We start from the raw sequence: 14,948 nt of genomic DNA, 5'->3' as shown, positions 1-14,948 counted from the left end.
CGTTAGCACTTAATGTCAAAACAACTTCATCGCCTGGGTAAAACCAAGATTGGTTGACACTGGATTTGCTAATGGCTAGTGCGGGAATGCTGAGTAATAGTAAACAACTACCAAGGATTTTGTTCATGATTGTCTGTTGGTTGGTTTAGTGGAATCATTAGTGTTCTTAGTTTTTTGTTTAGTGCTTTTTCCCATCGTTGCTGTTTGATGGTGCTTAGCTTTTGTTTTTGCTGTTGTTTATTGTTAGATTTACCTTTCTTTGGTTTTTTTTGAGGCGACTTTTCTTTCTTGTTATTTTTTTTGTCTTTACTTTTTTTTGATTTTTTTCTTTTTTGTTTTTTGAGTAATGCTAGATTAAATTCAGCATCTTTATCTTTGCGTATTTTTAATGCTGCCTCGTAACTTTCAATCGCCTCATTGATTTTGCCTGATTTAGCAAAAGCATTGCCTGAATTATACAAACGATCAAAATCTAATGACTTGTGTTTGATGAGCTGATACTTATCTAGGGATTGTTGATACAAGCCTTGTTTGTATAAGCTGTTAGCCTGATTGAGTCGCGCAAAATCATTGTCAACGGCGGCGAATTTTTCACCAGCAAGTTTAAAATCTTTTTGTTCGTAGGCTGTATTTGCTTGATAAATATTAAGAAAATCAAGCAAGCCAGCTTGAGCATTAATAGGCAATAGTAATAAAAAAATAAGCTTCATGATTTTTTCGGCAGCGAGAAAAATGCCATGAATAACAATAGCAGTGCCAATATCAGCGGATAGTAAAACAGCTGACGTTTTTGGATAATGGTAGTATTTTTTTGGCTTGAAAGGGTTTTAAATTTGTTGATGAAGTTTGACAAATCGTCATTATTCAATGAGAATTTTAAATATTTACCATTAGTCTTTTTGCTCAATTGTTTAATAGCTAGATTTTCTTTTACAATAACTAAATTGCCATTAATATCCTCCAAAATTCCAGTTTCAGTATGGATGCTACTACCCTGTTGAGTTGATACATCATAAATAAACACTTGAATATCATGCTCGTTGGCAAAGTCAATTTCATTGCTGAAATCCTCACCTTCACCCCCATCTGTTAATAATAGCAATTGCTTGGTTGAGTTTGCATCAAATAAGCCGTTGGCTGATTTTAAAATGCTACCAATGCTAGTGCCTGTTAGACTAATGCTATCTAGGCGTAGATTTTTAATGAGAAACTTTAAACTTGACAGATCATCTGTTAACGGTGAAATTAAGAATGACTGATTGGCAAAGCCTAAAATTGCAACGCGAGAATCAAGCACCTTGTCTAAATTGGTTAGTAGTTTATTTTTCGAAAATTCAAACCGATTAGGATAGATATCATTAGCCAACATGGACTTGGACATATCTATGGCCACAACAATATCACTCAAATGTTTATTAAGCTTGATTTCTCCCTCTTTAAGGGTGGGTTGGCTTAATGCCAATAATAGCAGCATTAAGCTTATTAGCAGCAGCTTAAGTCGTGTTTTGGTGGTGGTTTTATGACGATTTAAGCTAATTTTTTCTAGCACTTCAGCAGAAAAAAGATCTTCAATGTGGCTGCCTTTGCTATGGATAAAAAACCAAAGCAAGGCGGTTGGTATTAGCAGGTATAGCGGTATTATTTGTTCAAAATCCATGTGTTTTTCCGCCAGAAATAAATCAATAATAATAACAATGCTAAGCCAATTGGATATTGAAAGTAATAGGTTTTTTTCTCATATTTATTGAGATTAATATCACTTTTTTCAAGTTGGTTAATTTGTTGGTAGATTGCCTCAATAGCCTGTTTATTGTTTGCTGTAAAAAACTTTGCTTGTGTGCTTTGAGCAATGTAATTCAATACGTCGCCATTGTAATCTCTTGGGTCGCCAACGGCGACCGTATAAACCTTGATTTGATTTTCTTTGGCGCGTTCAATCGCCATTTCTAAAGGGACGCTGTCGGTATTGTCTCGCCCGTCGGTGAGTAAAACAGCAATCCGCTCTTTTGACTTGGATTTGTTGAACAATTTAACACTTAAAAATAGCGCCTCATATAAGGCGGTTTTGCGCTTACCAGCGACACCTATGTCGATATTGTTAAGCATTTTAATCACGCTTTTTTTGTCATAAGTGAGTGGTACAACGGTGTAGGCAAAATCAGCAAAAACGCTTAATGCTAATTTATCAGTAGTTCGCTTGGCAATAAAATCAGCAATAATTTCTTTAACAATGGTAAATTTGTTATGACTGGCCATTGAACCCGAGGCATCCAAGATAATGGATATTTCATGACCCTGGGTATTGTCTAATATAATTTGTTCGGTTTTAATTGGGCTAGCGAGACCAATGATGATTAAGCTAAGAATACAGAGTCTTAAGCTATTAAGCAGTATTTGCTTGGATCTGGCCAAGCTACTCACCAGAGCGACATTTGGAAAATAAATAGCGCGTTTTTTCTCTTTGCACAAAAACAGGCAGGCTGCACTAGGCAAGATAATCAACAATACATAAGGGTATTCAAAGCTAAACATGAATAAATGCCTTAATTTTTTGCACCAGGGCTGGGTCAAGTTCAGCCACCTGTGGTTTGTATTTATACTGGGCTAATTCGTGGTTAATTTGATTAAGCTGATTGGTGTTATCTGCATTAGATACAACGTGTGCATAACGCTTAAACGTATAAGCAGTTTCCTTGCTATTAGAAAAATCAAGGTTGTGTAATTTCTCTAAAGCTACTGCGATGCGCCTGTCTTGCGTTGATTTAAAAAACTTCCAATAGCTAAAGCCAATAATTAATAGCAATGCTAGTATTAAGCTGGCAGTAACAAACAGTGAGCCATCCTCAATATTAACTAACGGTTTAATGTCTTTTAAGCCTTTCATTAATGTAGCAACTGACTGAGCCTTATAAAGGCATCATCATGCGTATAAAGTTTGCCAATATTTATGCCATGTATCATGCACTGATTAATAAGCTGATCATCAAGTTGTTGTAGTTTTTGGTTAAATTTCAAGGCTAATTGTTTATTCATATTGGCCTCAATACTAACGTTATCTGAGGCGCTTACCAAATCTAACTCTGCTGCAAACCTAGGGCTTTCCTCAAGTTTGTCACGAACCATTAGCGCGTTAGCTTGATGTTTATGAGCGATGCGAGAAAAATCAAACTGCTGATAAAAATCGCCAATAATAAATACCATTGATTTCGCTTGCTGCAATAAGTAATCATCCAATGATTTAAAATTAGATTGAATGGTTAACAAATCCCAGGCAAGTATTTTTTCAATCATATTTAGCACATCGCCAGTGTGTTTAAGCTGGTATTCGTATTGTTGTTTTTGATTAAAAAACACTAATTTTGTTTGATTGTGCTGGCGTATAGAAGAGCAACTCAGCAAGGCAATTATTTCAGCAATCAGTTCGCTTTTTAAGCGCTGAGAGCCAAAATGCAAGCTACCGGAAAGCATGATGCAGATCACCACGTTAATTTGTTTGTTTTCGTTAAAAATATTGGTTTGCAGTTCGCCAGTTTTGCCACTGGCACTAAAGTTTATTTTGCGAATGTCATCGCCTGCTTCATAAGGTCGAATTTCACAGAAATCTAGGCCGTCACCGCGTATTTTGGATAACGCTCCTGCTGATTTATTGGTAAAAACACATTTTTTAGCACGCAGTAGAATCTCTTGAGCTAACATAATGGCAAGTTAAGGCGTTTTGATTGCCTTGAGTATTTTCTGGATAATTGATTGTGCATCAACCCCTTGAGCTTGCGCCTGATAGCTAAGCACAATTCGATGTTGTAATACTTCGATTACCACACTGGCAATATCAAGCGGGGTGACAAAATCATTGCCGCGTATAAGCGCCTTGGCGCAGCTGGCCTTAAATAAATCAATACTGGCTCTTGGACTGGCACCAAACTCAATCAGTTCTTTAATGTCAGATAAACCGTAATTTTCTGGATAGCGCGTTGCAAACACAATTTCAATAATGTATTGCTTAACCGCTTCATCCATATGCACTTGATTAAATGCTAAACGTAGCTCGTTGATATCTTCAATATTGGCCACTTGATTAACCGTTTCAAATCCGTTAACTGCCACTCGGTTAACAACCTCCAGCTCTTCTTCTGGTGTATTGTAGTCCAGAGTTGTTTTGAGCATAAAACGATCAAGCTGAGCTTCAGGCAACTGATAAGTGCCCTCTTGTTCAACAGGGTTTTGTGTAGCCATCACTAAAAACGGTTCATCAATTTTAAAGCTCTCATTGGCAATGGTCACTTGCTTTTCAGCCATAACTTCTAGCAGTGCCGATTGCACTTTAGCAGGCGAACGGTTAATTTCATCAGCCAGTAATAAGTTAGTAAAAATTGGCCCTTGCTTAATGCTAAATTCGCCACTTTTTGGATTGTATATTTGCGAACCCGTTAAATCACTAGGTAATAAATCAGGAGTAAACTGTATGCGCTTAAAGTCAATGCCCAGTGCTTTTGCCAGTGTGTTGATTGCTGTAGTTTTTGCCAGTCCTGGTACACTTTCTACCAAGATATGCCCACCAGAAATCAGCCCAATCAATAAATTATCAACTAAGCTTTCTTGACCGATAATAACTTTTTGAATCTCGGATTTTATGGCTTCGATCATGACGGACATCTGGGACTACTTAGCCGGATAGGCTGATTCTAGTTGTTCGTAAAGCTGTTCGGATGTGAATTCTGGATTATCATCCATGATATTAAAGGCAATTACGTTATCTTCAACCTCGCCCCACATCTTCACATAAGAGCCATCTTTATAGCCGTGATCTTGTCTGAATGTATTAAGCTGGTTTTTAACCAAATAGCGCCTGTAAAGCTCAGGTACATCCATTTCCATGTGTGCAATGGCCTGGAAAAACAAGGCAAATAATTGGTATAAAGAATTTTGTGATTGGTCAACATTAGCACTTGCTGCAGTGGCAATCATTTTTTCTAAAATTTCCACCAATTTTTCAGGATCAGTGTCACGCTCAGGCTGCATATCGTTATAAATTTCTGCAAAGCCCGCATCACCAAAATGAATGGCTTCAGACATCAGAAAATGCCAAATATCAACCAACTCTACTTTGGCATTATCAAGATCAGGTTTGGCTTCAATATCCTTCCAGTGCTTCCAGTTGAATGAGTCAATGGCTTCAGCGGCTTCCATATAAATACAACGTAACCATGAAATCTGACGCCCTTCTTTGGTAGCGCCTTCAGTCCAAATTGTGCCGTTCGTAGCATCGTTAAGTTGCTGTTGCAACTCAAACATTTGTTTAATGTAATTCATAAAATTAGTTGGTGTTTTAAATCAATCGTTGCTCATCATTATATAGTGACAGTCTTGCAATTTAAGCTTGAAATGGTGTGAGTTTTATAAAGCCTGTAATTAGTATTCCGATCAATAAAGCAATGCAAATTGGCACAATAATAAGTGTGATGGCTATTTGCGGTATTATTGTTAATTGGGCACCTAAATTAGCCAGAAAATGCAATTGCTCAACATTATGAATGATGATTGAGCCACCCACCATAAGCATTGCAATCATGCCAATCCAGCCTAGAGATTTCAATACTTTTGGCATGGCTTTAATCAGTAGGCTTCCCAGTGTTCTATACAGGTTGTTTTGTTTTTCTATTAGATAAAAACCCACGTCATCCATTTTGATAATCATGCCAACAATGCCGTATACGGCAAAAGTAGCGATTAGGCTAACAATAACTAATACACCTAGTTGTGTTGTAAGGGGTTCAGTTGCAACCGAGGCAATGGTTAAAGCGATAATTTCAATTGAAAGGATGGTGTCAGTTCTAACGGCTGAATTAACAGTTTGATCTTCAGCAGCACTTAGATCTTGCGTGTCGGGCATAGAGTGCTCATGAGTGAGTTTGTGGGCTTTGATTAATCCTAATTTTTCACCCAAAGATTCAGTGCCTTCGTAAGCTAAATAGGAACCGCCCAGTATCAATATTGGCGCCATAATCCAAGGTGCAAAGTAAGTGATCAATATAGCGATCGGAATCATTAGCGCCTTATTGCGTAATGATTTTTTGGTAATTTTCCAAATAACCGGTAGTTCACGCTTAGCTGCTGTATTGCTGACGTATTGAGGAATGGTGGCTGTATCGTCAATCAAAATACCAGCTGTTTTAGATAGTGATTTGGCAGTTTGGTTGGCAATGTCATCAATTGCACCTGCTGACACCTTAGTGGCAACCGCTGATAAGTCATCAGCAAGTGCACCAATATAGCTAATTAATCCGGGCATTTTTCCAATCTTGATTGCTTTATAATTTATCCATATGTTAATGATTAATTGCGATCTTGGGGAATGTTTGTCGCCCAATCCTGATGCAGATGTTATGCCACTGATTGGCATGGCTAATATTGCTTGTGGTGGGCATGTGGGTGATGATAAAAGTATGGTTAACACCATTCAACTTGCGAAACAGAATAATGTCAAAATTGGCGCTCATCCAAGCTATGCTGATAAGGAAAATTTTGGTCGAATTAGTCATGATTTAAGTGCTGAGGATTTGTACAATTTGATTCATGATCAGGTGGTTTATTTTCAAACGCTTTGTCATCAGCAAGGCGTTAAGCTTGAATATATTAAGCCACATGGTGCTTTGTATCATGATATGACGCATAATCAATTGGTGCTTGAGGTGATGTGCCGTGTAATTGCTGAGACTGATCCAAATTTGGCTTTGATAGTGCAAGCAGGCAATGAGGCGCATTTTAAAAATTTCGAAAATTTTAACAATGGCGGATTTTTGCACGAAGTATTTGCCGATCGGGGCTATAAAGGCATGTATATGATTGCCAGAGGTGAGCCAGGGGCGGTTTTGGATAATCCGCAAGCCATTATTGAGCAATATCAGCGATTTTCAGCCGATACAAATCTAAAAATTGATACAATTTGCTTTCATAGTGACAATCCAGCCTCTGTTGAGGCATTAAAGGTGCTTAAACATGGTTAAAGTTACACTAGCAGGTGAAAACTCAATCCTTATTTATTTTGGCGATAAGATTGATGCGCGCTTGCCTAAAAATATCGCAAATTTTGCAAATGCCTTAAAAATCGAGTTTTCTGAGTTAATTATTGATTTAACACCGGCCTATACTTCATTGCTGGTGAGTTACGATCTTGGCAAAACTAATTATCTTAAGTTTGCGGCTGATATTGAGCGCCTGTTGAGTGGGTTTGATTTTTCTAGTGCTGTTGAGCGCTCTGAGCTGATTCACATCCCGGTTTATTATGGATTTGAAACTGGGCTTGATTTGGAGCGACTACTGGCTGAAAAAGAGTTAACACTAGAAGCGTTTATTGACATTCACAGTTCGCAAGAATATTTAGTGCATGCGATTGGTTTTAGCCCGGTGTTTGCTTTTTTGGCCGAGGTTGATTCACGCATTCAGGCGCCACGTTTAGCTACACCGAGAATTAAGATACCTGCAGGTAGTGTTGGTATTGCTGATTCGCAGACCGCCATCTACCCGACTGATTCTTCAGGTGGCTGGAATATTATTGGGCGAACTTTGTTGGATTTGTCGCTTAATAATCCAGACAACTTAAACAAGTTTAAAACCGGTGATCGGGTTAAGTTCTACCCTATTACTCGTGACGAATATATTAAGTATGGTGGTGGGTTATGAGTTTTAAGGTTATTAAGCCAGGGTTTCTAACCACTGTTCAAGATTATGGGCGAACAACGCATGGTGCGCATGGCATGAGTCAATCAGGGGTGATGGACGAGCATGCTTTTTGCTGGGCCAATCATTTGCTTGAGAATGATTTTAATGATGCGGTTTTAGAGATAACCTTTGGTGGTGTTGAACTTGAGGCACTTGATGATGCGGTGATTAGTGTATGTGGCGCTGATCTTGATTTTAAAATTAATGACCAAGCTGCACTAATTTGGCATAGTGTAAAAGTTAATCAGGGTGATGTACTGAGCTGGGCGTTGCCAAAGCGTGGCATACGTACTTATTTAGCCGTTAAAGGTGGGTTCAAAACCCCTATTTTGTTTGATTCTAGATCGGTTAATCTACGTGAAAATATTGGCTCAAAGTTAGCAGAAAATGACATTTTAGACTGTGAAAGCTCTTCGCTTGAGTTGGATCATTTTGTTGCACCTCAATACATTCCGAATTACAACCAAGACATTGTATTAAGATTATTGCCTAGTTATCAGTATGCTGAGTTTAGTGAGGCTCAAAGGGCTTTGTTTTTTAATCAAAGCTATCAAATTACCAATGCTAATGATCGTACTGGGTGTCGACTAGATGGTGCGCCTATTGCGCTCGAGCAAGAGAAAATGATTTCTGAAGGGATGAGTTATGGCAGTGTGGAAATTGCCACGAACGGCTTGCCAATTATTTTATTAAAAGATGCGCCAACCATTGGTGGCTATCCTAAGATCGGCACGGTGTTTTCATTAGACTTAGCGAAGCTTGCACAAAAACAGCCACAGACAAAACTTAAGTTTGAGTTAATGGACATTCATCAAGCGCAGAAACAGCGCTTAAAGTTTAATCAATTTTTTCAGATTTCGCCAAACTGATAATTATTAAAAATTTGACAAAACAATTCAGCCGTTTTAACTGTGTCGTAAAGTGCTGAATGCGCTTGTGCATTATCAAACTCAATGCCAGCTTTAGCAATGGCTTTTGCCAGTACCGTTTCACCATAAGCCAGTGCTGATAAGCTAACCGTATCAATGGTTGAGAATTGATGAAAAGGGTTTTTAAGCTTGGATCTGTCACTGGCTGCGTATAAAAAGTTTAGATCAAAAAATGCGTTATGCCCGATTAGAATTGAGCGCGTGCAATCCTGCGTTTTCATTTCACTGCGAATGGTTTTAAACATATCGTTTAACGCGAGTTTTTCATCAATTGCGCCACGTAGTGGATTATTCACATCAATGCCGTTAAATTTTAATGCTGCCGGCTCTAGATTAGCACCCTTAAACGGGTTGATGTGAAAATGCTGCGGCTCTTTTGAATAGAATTTACCAGTGTCGTCAATACCAATAATTACTGCGCAGATTTCAAGCATGGCATCGGTTTGATGGTTAAAACCTGCGGTTTCAATATCAATTACAACCGGTAGATAGCCACGAATGCGCTCGTTAATTTGCATCAGTTAACCTCTTTGAAAAAAATAGAAGAATTGCGCTCATGATTGAAATATTGTTGACGTTTGCTTGGAAGATCGGCTATTTGCATTTGAGTAAAGCCATGTTTGATAAACCAATCTGTGCCAAACTTGGTGAGTGCGAAAATTTTTGAAAATTGACGCTGTTTGGCTTGAGCTAGTATCTTGGTTAGTAACTGACTAGAAAGCCCGGTATTTTGCAAATTCTGCGCCACAGCAAGTGAATAAATCTCACCCATAGCGCCCTCTTGACAATCTTTAAGGCCAGCGCAAGCGATGAGCTGGTTGTTGTCAAAGAGCAAAACAAAGTCATCAATATGTTGCTCAATCTCATGCTTATCTCTGGGCAAAATCTTACCCTCGTCAACAAAGGGCTGGATTAATGTTAGAATTTGACTGGCCTTATCCACAATATGTGCATTCAAAACTTTAATGAGAGACGCCCATTTTAGTCTAAAATTTAAATTTTATTTATTCGAAAACAAGAAAATGAGAAGTGATACAGTAAAAAAAGGTTATGACAAAACGCCACACCGTTCATTGTTGCGTGCAACTGGGCTAAAAGACGAGGATTTTGATAAGCCTTTTATCGGTGTTGCCAACTCATTTATTGAAATTATTCCAGGGCATTATTTCTTAGATAAGGTGGCAGCTATCATTAAAGATGAGATTCGTGCTGCGGGTTGTGTGCCGTTTGAATTCAACACCATTGGTGTGGATGATGGTATCGCCATGGGCCATGACGGCATGTTGTTTTCATTGCCTTCACGAGAGTTGATTGCTAACTCAATTGAAACTGTGATGAATGCGCATAAGTTAGACGCCATGATCGCCATCCCAAATTGTGACAAAATCGTTCCCGGCATGATTATGGGTGCGCAACGTGTTAACGTGCCAACCGTATTTGTATCAGGTGGACCGATGAAAAAAGGCTTTACCAAAGATGGCACTGCCATTGATTTGGCCACTGCTTTTGAGGCGGTTGGCAAGCACGAAACTGGAAAAATTTCCGACGAAGAATTAAAAGATATTGAGTGTAACGCTTGCCCTAGTGGCGGTAGCTGCTCAGGTATGTTTACTGCTAATTCAATGAACACACTAATGGAGGCAATGGGTATTGCTCTGCCGGGTAATGGCACAATTTTGGCACTAACGCCTGAGCGTGAGGTGTTGTATCGTCAAGCAGCGCGCCGTGTTTGTGAAATTGCCTTAATGGAAAACAAAGCAGATCGCGATCAATTCAACATGCAAAACATCTTAAATGATAATGCAGTTCGAAATGCTTTTGCGGTGGATATGGCGATGGGTGGCAGCTCTAATACAGTGCTACATATGTTGGCGATTGCACAAGAGGCTAACTCTGACTTCCAGCTGAGTGATATTAACAAAATTAGCAAAAAAGTCTCACACATTGCTAAGATCTCGCCATCACTTTCAACCGTGCACATGGAAGATATTAATACTGCAGGTGGTGTGAATGCGGTGATGCATGAAATGAACAAACGTGGTGAGGTGTTGATTGACAACCCAACCATTAGTGGTGAAACCTTATATGAAAAAATATCTGGTGCTGAAATTAAAGACACTAATATTATTCATACCATTGACAACCCGTATTCTAAAGTGGGTGGTTTGGCGATTTTGTATGGTAATTTGGCAGAGCAAGGTGCGGTCATTAAAACAGCAGGTATTACAGGCGATCGAGTCTTTACCGGAACAGCTGTGTGTTTTGATTCTCAAGATGATGCGATTGACGGCATTAAATCTGGCAAGGTTGAGGCGGGCAATGTGGTGGTCATTCGCTATGAGGGCCCTAAAGGTGGTCCAGGCATGCAAGAAATGCTTGCCCCTACTTCACTGATTATGGGTATGGGTTTGGGTGATAAAGTTGCACTTATTACCGACGGACGCTTTTCAGGCGCGACGCGTGGTGCTTCAATTGGTCATGTGTCACCAGAAGCGGCTGAAGGCGGCATGATTGGCCTACTTAAAGATGGTGATGAAATTCATATTGATGTGGACGAATACATCTTGAGTGTTAACTTATCTGATGCAGAGATTGCCGAGCGTCAAGCTAACTTTAAACCAATTAAAAAAACTTTAAGCTCTAAATGGTTACAACAGTATCGACTCCTGGTTAGGAACGCTAGTAATGGCGCCATGCTTAGAACTGAGTTGGATTAAACATTAAAAAGGAGGCGAAATCCTCCTTTTTTTATGTCATTTATTAAGAGGATTTTTAATTCTTTTTAGCGACATATTTAAGCCATAGAAATCCAAAGATTCCCGCAAATAGCGAGGCTGATAAAATACCTATTTTTGCTTGAAAAATAAGCTCAGGCGTATTTAAAAATGCTAGATCTGCTATAAATATAGACATGGTAAAGCCAATGCCGCCCAAAAGTGCAACGCCAAAAATTTGACTCATACTGCTTTGATCGGGCAATTTGGCAATTTTTAACTTGATGGCCAGCCAAGAGACTCCAAATATTCCAATTACCTTTCCCAGGATGAGGCCGGCAATAATACCCATTGATATTGGCTCAATAATAACACCACCAATAGAATTAAAGTCTATTGCAATACCAGCATTAGCCAGTGCAAATAAAGGGATAACAATTAAAGCTACCGGCAGATGTAGGCCATGCTCTAATCGGGCAGCTGGAGAGCCTACGGCATTAATTCTATCTTGTATATTGGTTAAAATGGCTTTTTGATTTTCATGCAACATATGGCTTTCGCACATCGGGTATTTGTCGTAATCATCTAGTAGTTTTTTAGTGTCTTTAGAAAAATTTAAAGAGGTTTGTTTTGGCTTTAAGGGTATTGCCATAGCAGCAATAACACCAGCAATAGTGGCATGAACACCTGATTCAAGCACAAAGAACCACATAAATGCACCCACTATAAAGTAAGGCAAAATCATGTGTATGCCAAAACGATTAAATACAATTAAAATTAAAAAAGTAACACCGGATAAAACCAGTGGCAACATATGAATTTGATCAGTATAAAAAATGGCAATCACCAAAACAGCGCCAAGGTCATCAACAATAGCAAGCGCCACTAGAAAGGCTACCAGCGCGGTAGACACTCGCTTACCTAATAGCACCAATACACTAATTGCAAATGCAATGTCTGTTGCCATGGGTATCCCCCAGCCGCCAGCCCCTACTTCATTTGCATTAATACCTAAATATATTAATGCAGGAAAAACCATGCCGCCAATAGCGGCTAAAATAGGCAAAATAGCAACTTTTATGTTTGAAAGTTCACCCACCAAAATTTCTCTTTTTATTTCCAGTCCGATAATAAAAAAGAATAAAGTCATTAGCCCATCATTTATCCAATGATGGATGGTATGTGATAATTTCCATGAGCCGACATTAAAATCTACTTTTGTATGGAATAGATCTGCGTAATTTTCTGATAAGGGAGTATTGGCTAAAATTAATGCCAATATCGTCATAAACATTAAAATCTTGCCCGTTGTGGTTTGGGCATGAATAAAATGCTCAAAAGGTGTTGAAATCCTTTTAAAGGCTTTTTCCCATGGAGCGTATAACTTCATCTATTCAGCTTCTTTTGCATCTGGAGCGGGGATGAATACCATTTGTCTATCGTCCAAATTAACCGAGGCAATTTGGATTTTAATGGTGTCACCTAGGGTGAATACCTTGCCGGTACGATCGCCCTTGAGTTGATGATGAATATCATCAAAATTGTAATAATCGTCTTTTAGGTCACGAATGGAAATCATGCCTTCGACAAATACTTCAGTAAGCTCGATAAAGATACCGAAGCCGGCAACGCCCGAGATAACCCCGTTAAAAGTCTCACCGACTTTGTCACGCATGTATTCACATTTAAGCCACTGCTCAACATCGCGTGAAGCCTCGTCAGCACGACGCTCGGTCACTGATAAATTTGTGCCTAGCTCAATCATCTTCTTGGATGGTTTTTTCTCTTTTCCACCTAGGACTTTGTTAACTAGCTTGCCTACAAATGATGGCTTTTTCTTATTCAGCACACGATTAATGGCGCGATGAACAAGAAGGTCTGGGTATCTTCTAATTGGTGAAGTGAAGTGTGTGTAATCTTCAAATGCTAAACCAAAGTGGCCTTCGTTAGCTGGCGTATATACCGCTTGTTTCATGGTGCGAAGTACCACGGTCTTAATGATGTTTTCATCATCACGGCCTTTGGCATCTTCTAATACTTTAGCAAAGTGTTTGGAATCTGGCTGATCGCCACCCTCTAGAGTTAGGCCAACAGCAGTTAAGAACTGACGGGTTACCTCTACTTTTTCAGCCGTTGGTTTCGGGTGAATTCGGTACAAGAAGTCTTCCTTGTTTTCGCCTAAGAATTTAGCGGTTGCTTGGTTGGCCATTAGCATGCATTCTTCAATTAGCTTGTGTGCATCGTTTCTAGATCGGGCAATAATGTTGTCAATCTTGCCATTGTCATTAAATAGAATTTGCGACTCAATACGATCAAAATCCATTACGCCACGCTTGGTTCTAGCAGCTTTTAAGACTTTGTATAAATCGTATAAGTCGTTAAGGTTATCAAGTACTGGTGCATATTCTGCTTTTAAGGCTTGATCGTCATGTTCTAAAATTTGACTTACTTTGGTGTAAGTCAAGCGTGCATGTGAAAACATTACTGCTGGATAGAACGTGTAATCAAGCAAATTTCCCTCTTTATCGATGTTCATTTCACAGGTCATACATAGGCGCTCAACACCCGGATTAATCGAACATAGGCCATTTGACAAAGCCTCAGGCAGCATTGGCACCACACGGCGCGGGAAGTATACTGAATTGCCTCGTTCAATCGCATCATTATCCAGTGCAGTGCCTTCTGCAACATAGTGAGATACGTCAGCAATGGCCACTACTAATTTCCAACCGTTATCTGTAGACTCAGCAAATACTGCGTCATCAAAGTCTTTAGAATCTTCACCGTCAATAGTAACTAACTTCATGTCAGTAATATCTTTGCGACCTTGCTTGTCAGCAGTAGTAACTTCGGCAGGGATTTTGGCAGTTTGCGCCAACGCTTCTTCTGAAAAATCTACAGGAATGCCGTTGCGATAAAGTGCGGCATCAGTCTCAACACCTTCATCCATGTACGAGCCTAAGATTTGAATAATTCTACCTTCTGCTAATGATTTGAATGTTGGTGATTTGGTAATTTCAACAATAACAATTTGTTCGTTAGTGTTTTCATTGGTAATTTTTGGGATGTTAATGTTGTTGCGAATGCGTTTGTCATCAACAACAGCGTAAGCGCTGCTATCTTCATTAATATGTAGACGTGCCACCACGGTTTTAACGCTTTCTAGCACTTCAACAATTTTGGCATCACCACGCTTGCTAATTAAGCGAGCCTTGACTTTATCACCGTGAAATACCAGCTGCATTTGGCGTGAATTTAAGCGCAAATCGCGACCGCCCTCTTCCAGTTTTAAAAAGCCAAAACCCTTAGGATTGGCAACAACTGTACCAATTTTAATGCCCGCATTTGGATCAAAAATTACAAAATCACCGTCTTTGTTATAATCTAGTTGTTCGTCACGCACCATTGCCTTAAGGCGATGTGTTAGTGGTTTTTTCTGCTTACCTTCAACTTCTAGAAGATCAAATAAATCATATTTTGATAATGATTTATTTTTTTTGAAAAAAGAGAGGATGTGCTCTCTTGATGGAATGGGATTGTCGTACTTTTTAGCTTCTCTTTTTTGGTGCGGGTCGCGACTCATAAA

At 39.2% G+C, this 14,948-nt stretch carries 16 protein-coding genes; 4 read left to right on the top strand and 12 right to left on the bottom strand.

The genetic code is table 11. The features are described from left to right. Window positions 1-107: 107 nt before the first annotated feature. The 8 genes from PSN35_RS00555 to PSN35_RS00520 all read right to left on the bottom strand — a co-directional run bounded on the left by PSN35_RS00555 (window position 108) and on the right by PSN35_RS00520 (window position 6,289). Window positions 108-710, bottom strand: a complete 603-nt coding sequence (locus tag PSN35_RS00555; protein ID WP_300028239.1) for a tetratricopeptide repeat protein — start codon at window positions 708-710, stop codon at window positions 108-110. Then, entirely contained in the window at window positions 707-1,657 is a 951-nt protein-coding gene (locus PSN35_RS00550; RefSeq protein WP_300028238.1) for a VWA domain-containing protein, read from the bottom strand. Before PSN35_RS00550 ends, PSN35_RS00555 begins: the two co-directional genes overlap by 4 nt. After that, the gene (locus PSN35_RS00545; RefSeq protein WP_300028237.1) at window positions 1,639-2,532 is read right to left on the bottom strand and encodes a VWA domain-containing protein; all 894 of its coding nucleotides are present in this window, start codon (window positions 2,530-2,532) and stop codon (window positions 1,639-1,641) included. Before PSN35_RS00545 ends, PSN35_RS00550 begins: the two co-directional genes overlap by 19 nt. Next, entirely contained in the window at window positions 2,525-2,884 is a 360-nt protein-coding gene (locus PSN35_RS00540; RefSeq protein WP_300028235.1) for a hypothetical protein, read from the bottom strand. The genes PSN35_RS00545 and PSN35_RS00540 overlap by 8 nt, the downstream gene beginning before the upstream one ends. Continuing rightward, the gene (locus PSN35_RS00535; protein ID WP_300028233.1) at window positions 2,884-3,696 is read right to left on the bottom strand and encodes a DUF58 domain-containing protein; all 813 of its coding nucleotides are present in this window, start codon (window positions 3,694-3,696) and stop codon (window positions 2,884-2,886) included. The genes PSN35_RS00540 and PSN35_RS00535 overlap by 1 nt, the downstream gene beginning before the upstream one ends. A gap of 9 nt (window positions 3,697-3,705) precedes the next feature. Beyond that, window positions 3,706-4,653, bottom strand: a complete 948-nt coding sequence (locus PSN35_RS00530) for a MoxR family ATPase (protein WP_300028231.1) — start codon at window positions 4,651-4,653, stop codon at window positions 3,706-3,708. Between the two features lie 6 nt (window positions 4,654-4,659). Then, complete coding sequence (locus PSN35_RS00525) at window positions 4,660-5,310, bottom strand: dUTP diphosphatase (protein WP_300028230.1); 651 nt, start codon at window positions 5,308-5,310, stop codon at window positions 4,660-4,662. 61 nt (window positions 5,311-5,371) lie between these two features. After that, the gene (locus tag PSN35_RS00520) at window positions 5,372-6,289 is read right to left on the bottom strand and encodes a DUF808 domain-containing protein (RefSeq protein WP_300028229.1); all 918 of its coding nucleotides are present in this window, start codon (window positions 6,287-6,289) and stop codon (window positions 5,372-5,374) included. A 40-nt stretch (window positions 6,290-6,329) separates the two neighbouring features. On the opposite strand from PSN35_RS00520, the gene PSN35_RS00515 reads away from it, so the two are divergent. From PSN35_RS00515 to PSN35_RS00505, 3 genes are read left to right on the top strand one after another with little or no spacing between them, the layout of a single operon-like run. Beyond that, window positions 6,330-7,004, top strand: a complete 675-nt coding sequence (locus PSN35_RS00515) for a 5-oxoprolinase subunit PxpA (RefSeq protein WP_300028209.1) — start codon at window positions 6,330-6,332, stop codon at window positions 7,002-7,004. Then, window positions 6,997-7,680: a 5-oxoprolinase subunit PxpB gene (pxpB, locus tag PSN35_RS00510; RefSeq protein ID WP_300028207.1), complete on the top strand. Its 684-nt coding sequence runs from the start codon at window positions 6,997-6,999 to the stop codon at window positions 7,678-7,680. The genes PSN35_RS00515 and pxpB overlap by 8 nt, the downstream gene beginning before the upstream one ends. Further along, on the top strand, window positions 7,677-8,588 hold the full coding sequence (locus PSN35_RS00505) for a biotin-dependent carboxyltransferase family protein (protein WP_300028205.1): 912 nt from the start codon (window positions 7,677-7,679) through the stop codon (window positions 8,586-8,588). The genes pxpB and PSN35_RS00505 overlap by 4 nt, the downstream gene beginning before the upstream one ends. Here the strand turns inward: PSN35_RS00505 and rnt are convergent. Together rnt and PSN35_RS00495 are read right to left on the bottom strand one after the other, a co-directional pair. Beyond that, window positions 8,570-9,166, bottom strand: a complete 597-nt coding sequence (gene rnt / locus PSN35_RS00500; RefSeq protein WP_300028203.1) for a ribonuclease T — start codon at window positions 9,164-9,166, stop codon at window positions 8,570-8,572. The two genes, PSN35_RS00505 and rnt, sit on opposite strands and share 19 nt — an antisense overlap. After that, window positions 9,166-9,606: a GNAT family N-acetyltransferase gene (locus PSN35_RS00495; RefSeq protein WP_300028201.1), complete on the bottom strand. Its 441-nt coding sequence runs from the start codon at window positions 9,604-9,606 to the stop codon at window positions 9,166-9,168. The genes rnt and PSN35_RS00495 overlap by 1 nt, the downstream gene beginning before the upstream one ends. Window positions 9,607-9,670: 64 nt before the next feature. Here PSN35_RS00495 and ilvD point away from each other — a divergent pair, with 64 nt between their 5' ends. After that, entirely contained in the window at window positions 9,671-11,365 is a 1,695-nt protein-coding gene (ilvD, locus tag PSN35_RS00490) for a dihydroxy-acid dehydratase (protein WP_300028200.1), read from the top strand. Window positions 11,366-11,420: 55 nt separating this feature from the next. On the opposite strand, the gene nhaA is transcribed toward ilvD, so the two are convergent. Both nhaA and rnr read right to left on the bottom strand, forming a co-directional pair. Then, window positions 11,421-12,752: a Na+/H+ antiporter NhaA gene (gene nhaA, locus PSN35_RS00485; RefSeq protein ID WP_300028198.1), complete on the bottom strand. Its 1,332-nt coding sequence runs from the start codon at window positions 12,750-12,752 to the stop codon at window positions 11,421-11,423. After that, the gene (gene rnr, locus PSN35_RS00480; RefSeq protein WP_300028195.1) at window positions 12,753-14,945 is read right to left on the bottom strand and encodes a ribonuclease R; all 2,193 of its coding nucleotides are present in this window, start codon (window positions 14,943-14,945) and stop codon (window positions 12,753-12,755) included. Window positions 14,946-14,948 lie beyond the last annotated feature (3 nt).

The organism is Candidatus Thioglobus sp., from assembly GCF_028599055.1.
Lineage (GTDB): Bacteria > Pseudomonadota > Gammaproteobacteria > PS1 > Pseudothioglobaceae > Thioglobus_A.
Note: the sequence above shows the minus strand (reverse complement) of the source record. Positions and strands in the feature narration are given on the sequence as shown.

What these genes read in the sequence shown, in the direction of transcription:
- PSN35_RS00555 (WP_300028239.1), bottom strand. Translation starts at nt 710, where the DNA reads ATGAAGCTTATTTTTTTATTACTATTGCCTATTAATGCTCAAGCTGGC.
- PSN35_RS00550 (WP_300028238.1), bottom strand. Translation starts at nt 1,657, where the DNA reads ATGGATTTTGAACAAATAATACCGCTATACCTGCTAATACCAACCGCC.
- PSN35_RS00545 (WP_300028237.1), bottom strand. Translation starts at nt 2,532, where the DNA reads ATGTTTAGCTTTGAATACCCTTATGTATTGTTGATTATCTTGCCTAGT.
- PSN35_RS00540 (WP_300028235.1), bottom strand. Translation starts at nt 2,884, where the DNA reads ATGAAAGGCTTAAAAGACATTAAACCGTTAGTTAATATTGAGGATGGC.
- PSN35_RS00535 (WP_300028233.1), bottom strand. Translation starts at nt 3,696, where the DNA reads ATGTTAGCTCAAGAGATTCTACTGCGTGCTAAAAAATGTGTTTTTACC.
- PSN35_RS00530 (WP_300028231.1), bottom strand. Translation starts at nt 4,653, where the DNA reads ATGTCCGTCATGATCGAAGCCATAAAATCCGAGATTCAAAAAGTTATT.
- PSN35_RS00525 (WP_300028230.1), bottom strand. Translation starts at nt 5,310, where the DNA reads ATGAATTACATTAAACAAATGTTTGAGTTGCAACAGCAACTTAACGAT.
- PSN35_RS00520 (WP_300028229.1), bottom strand. Translation starts at nt 6,289, where the DNA reads ATGCCCGGATTAATTAGCTATATTGGTGCACTTGCTGATGACTTATCA.
- PSN35_RS00515 (WP_300028209.1), top strand. Translation starts at nt 6,330, where the DNA reads ATGATTAATTGCGATCTTGGGGAATGTTTGTCGCCCAATCCTGATGCA.
- pxpB (WP_300028207.1), top strand. Translation starts at nt 6,997, where the DNA reads ATGGTTAAAGTTACACTAGCAGGTGAAAACTCAATCCTTATTTATTTT.
- PSN35_RS00505 (WP_300028205.1), top strand. Translation starts at nt 7,677, where the DNA reads ATGAGTTTTAAGGTTATTAAGCCAGGGTTTCTAACCACTGTTCAAGAT.
- rnt (WP_300028203.1), bottom strand. Translation starts at nt 9,166, where the DNA reads ATGCAAATTAACGAGCGCATTCGTGGCTATCTACCGGTTGTAATTGAT.
- ilvD (WP_300028200.1), top strand. Translation starts at nt 9,671, where the DNA reads ATGAGAAGTGATACAGTAAAAAAAGGTTATGACAAAACGCCACACCGT.
- nhaA (WP_300028198.1), bottom strand. Translation starts at nt 12,752, where the DNA reads ATGAAGTTATACGCTCCATGGGAAAAAGCCTTTAAAAGGATTTCAACA.
- rnr (WP_300028195.1), bottom strand. Translation starts at nt 14,945, where the DNA reads ATGAGTCGCGACCCGCACCAAAAAAGAGAAGCTAAAAAGTACGACAAT.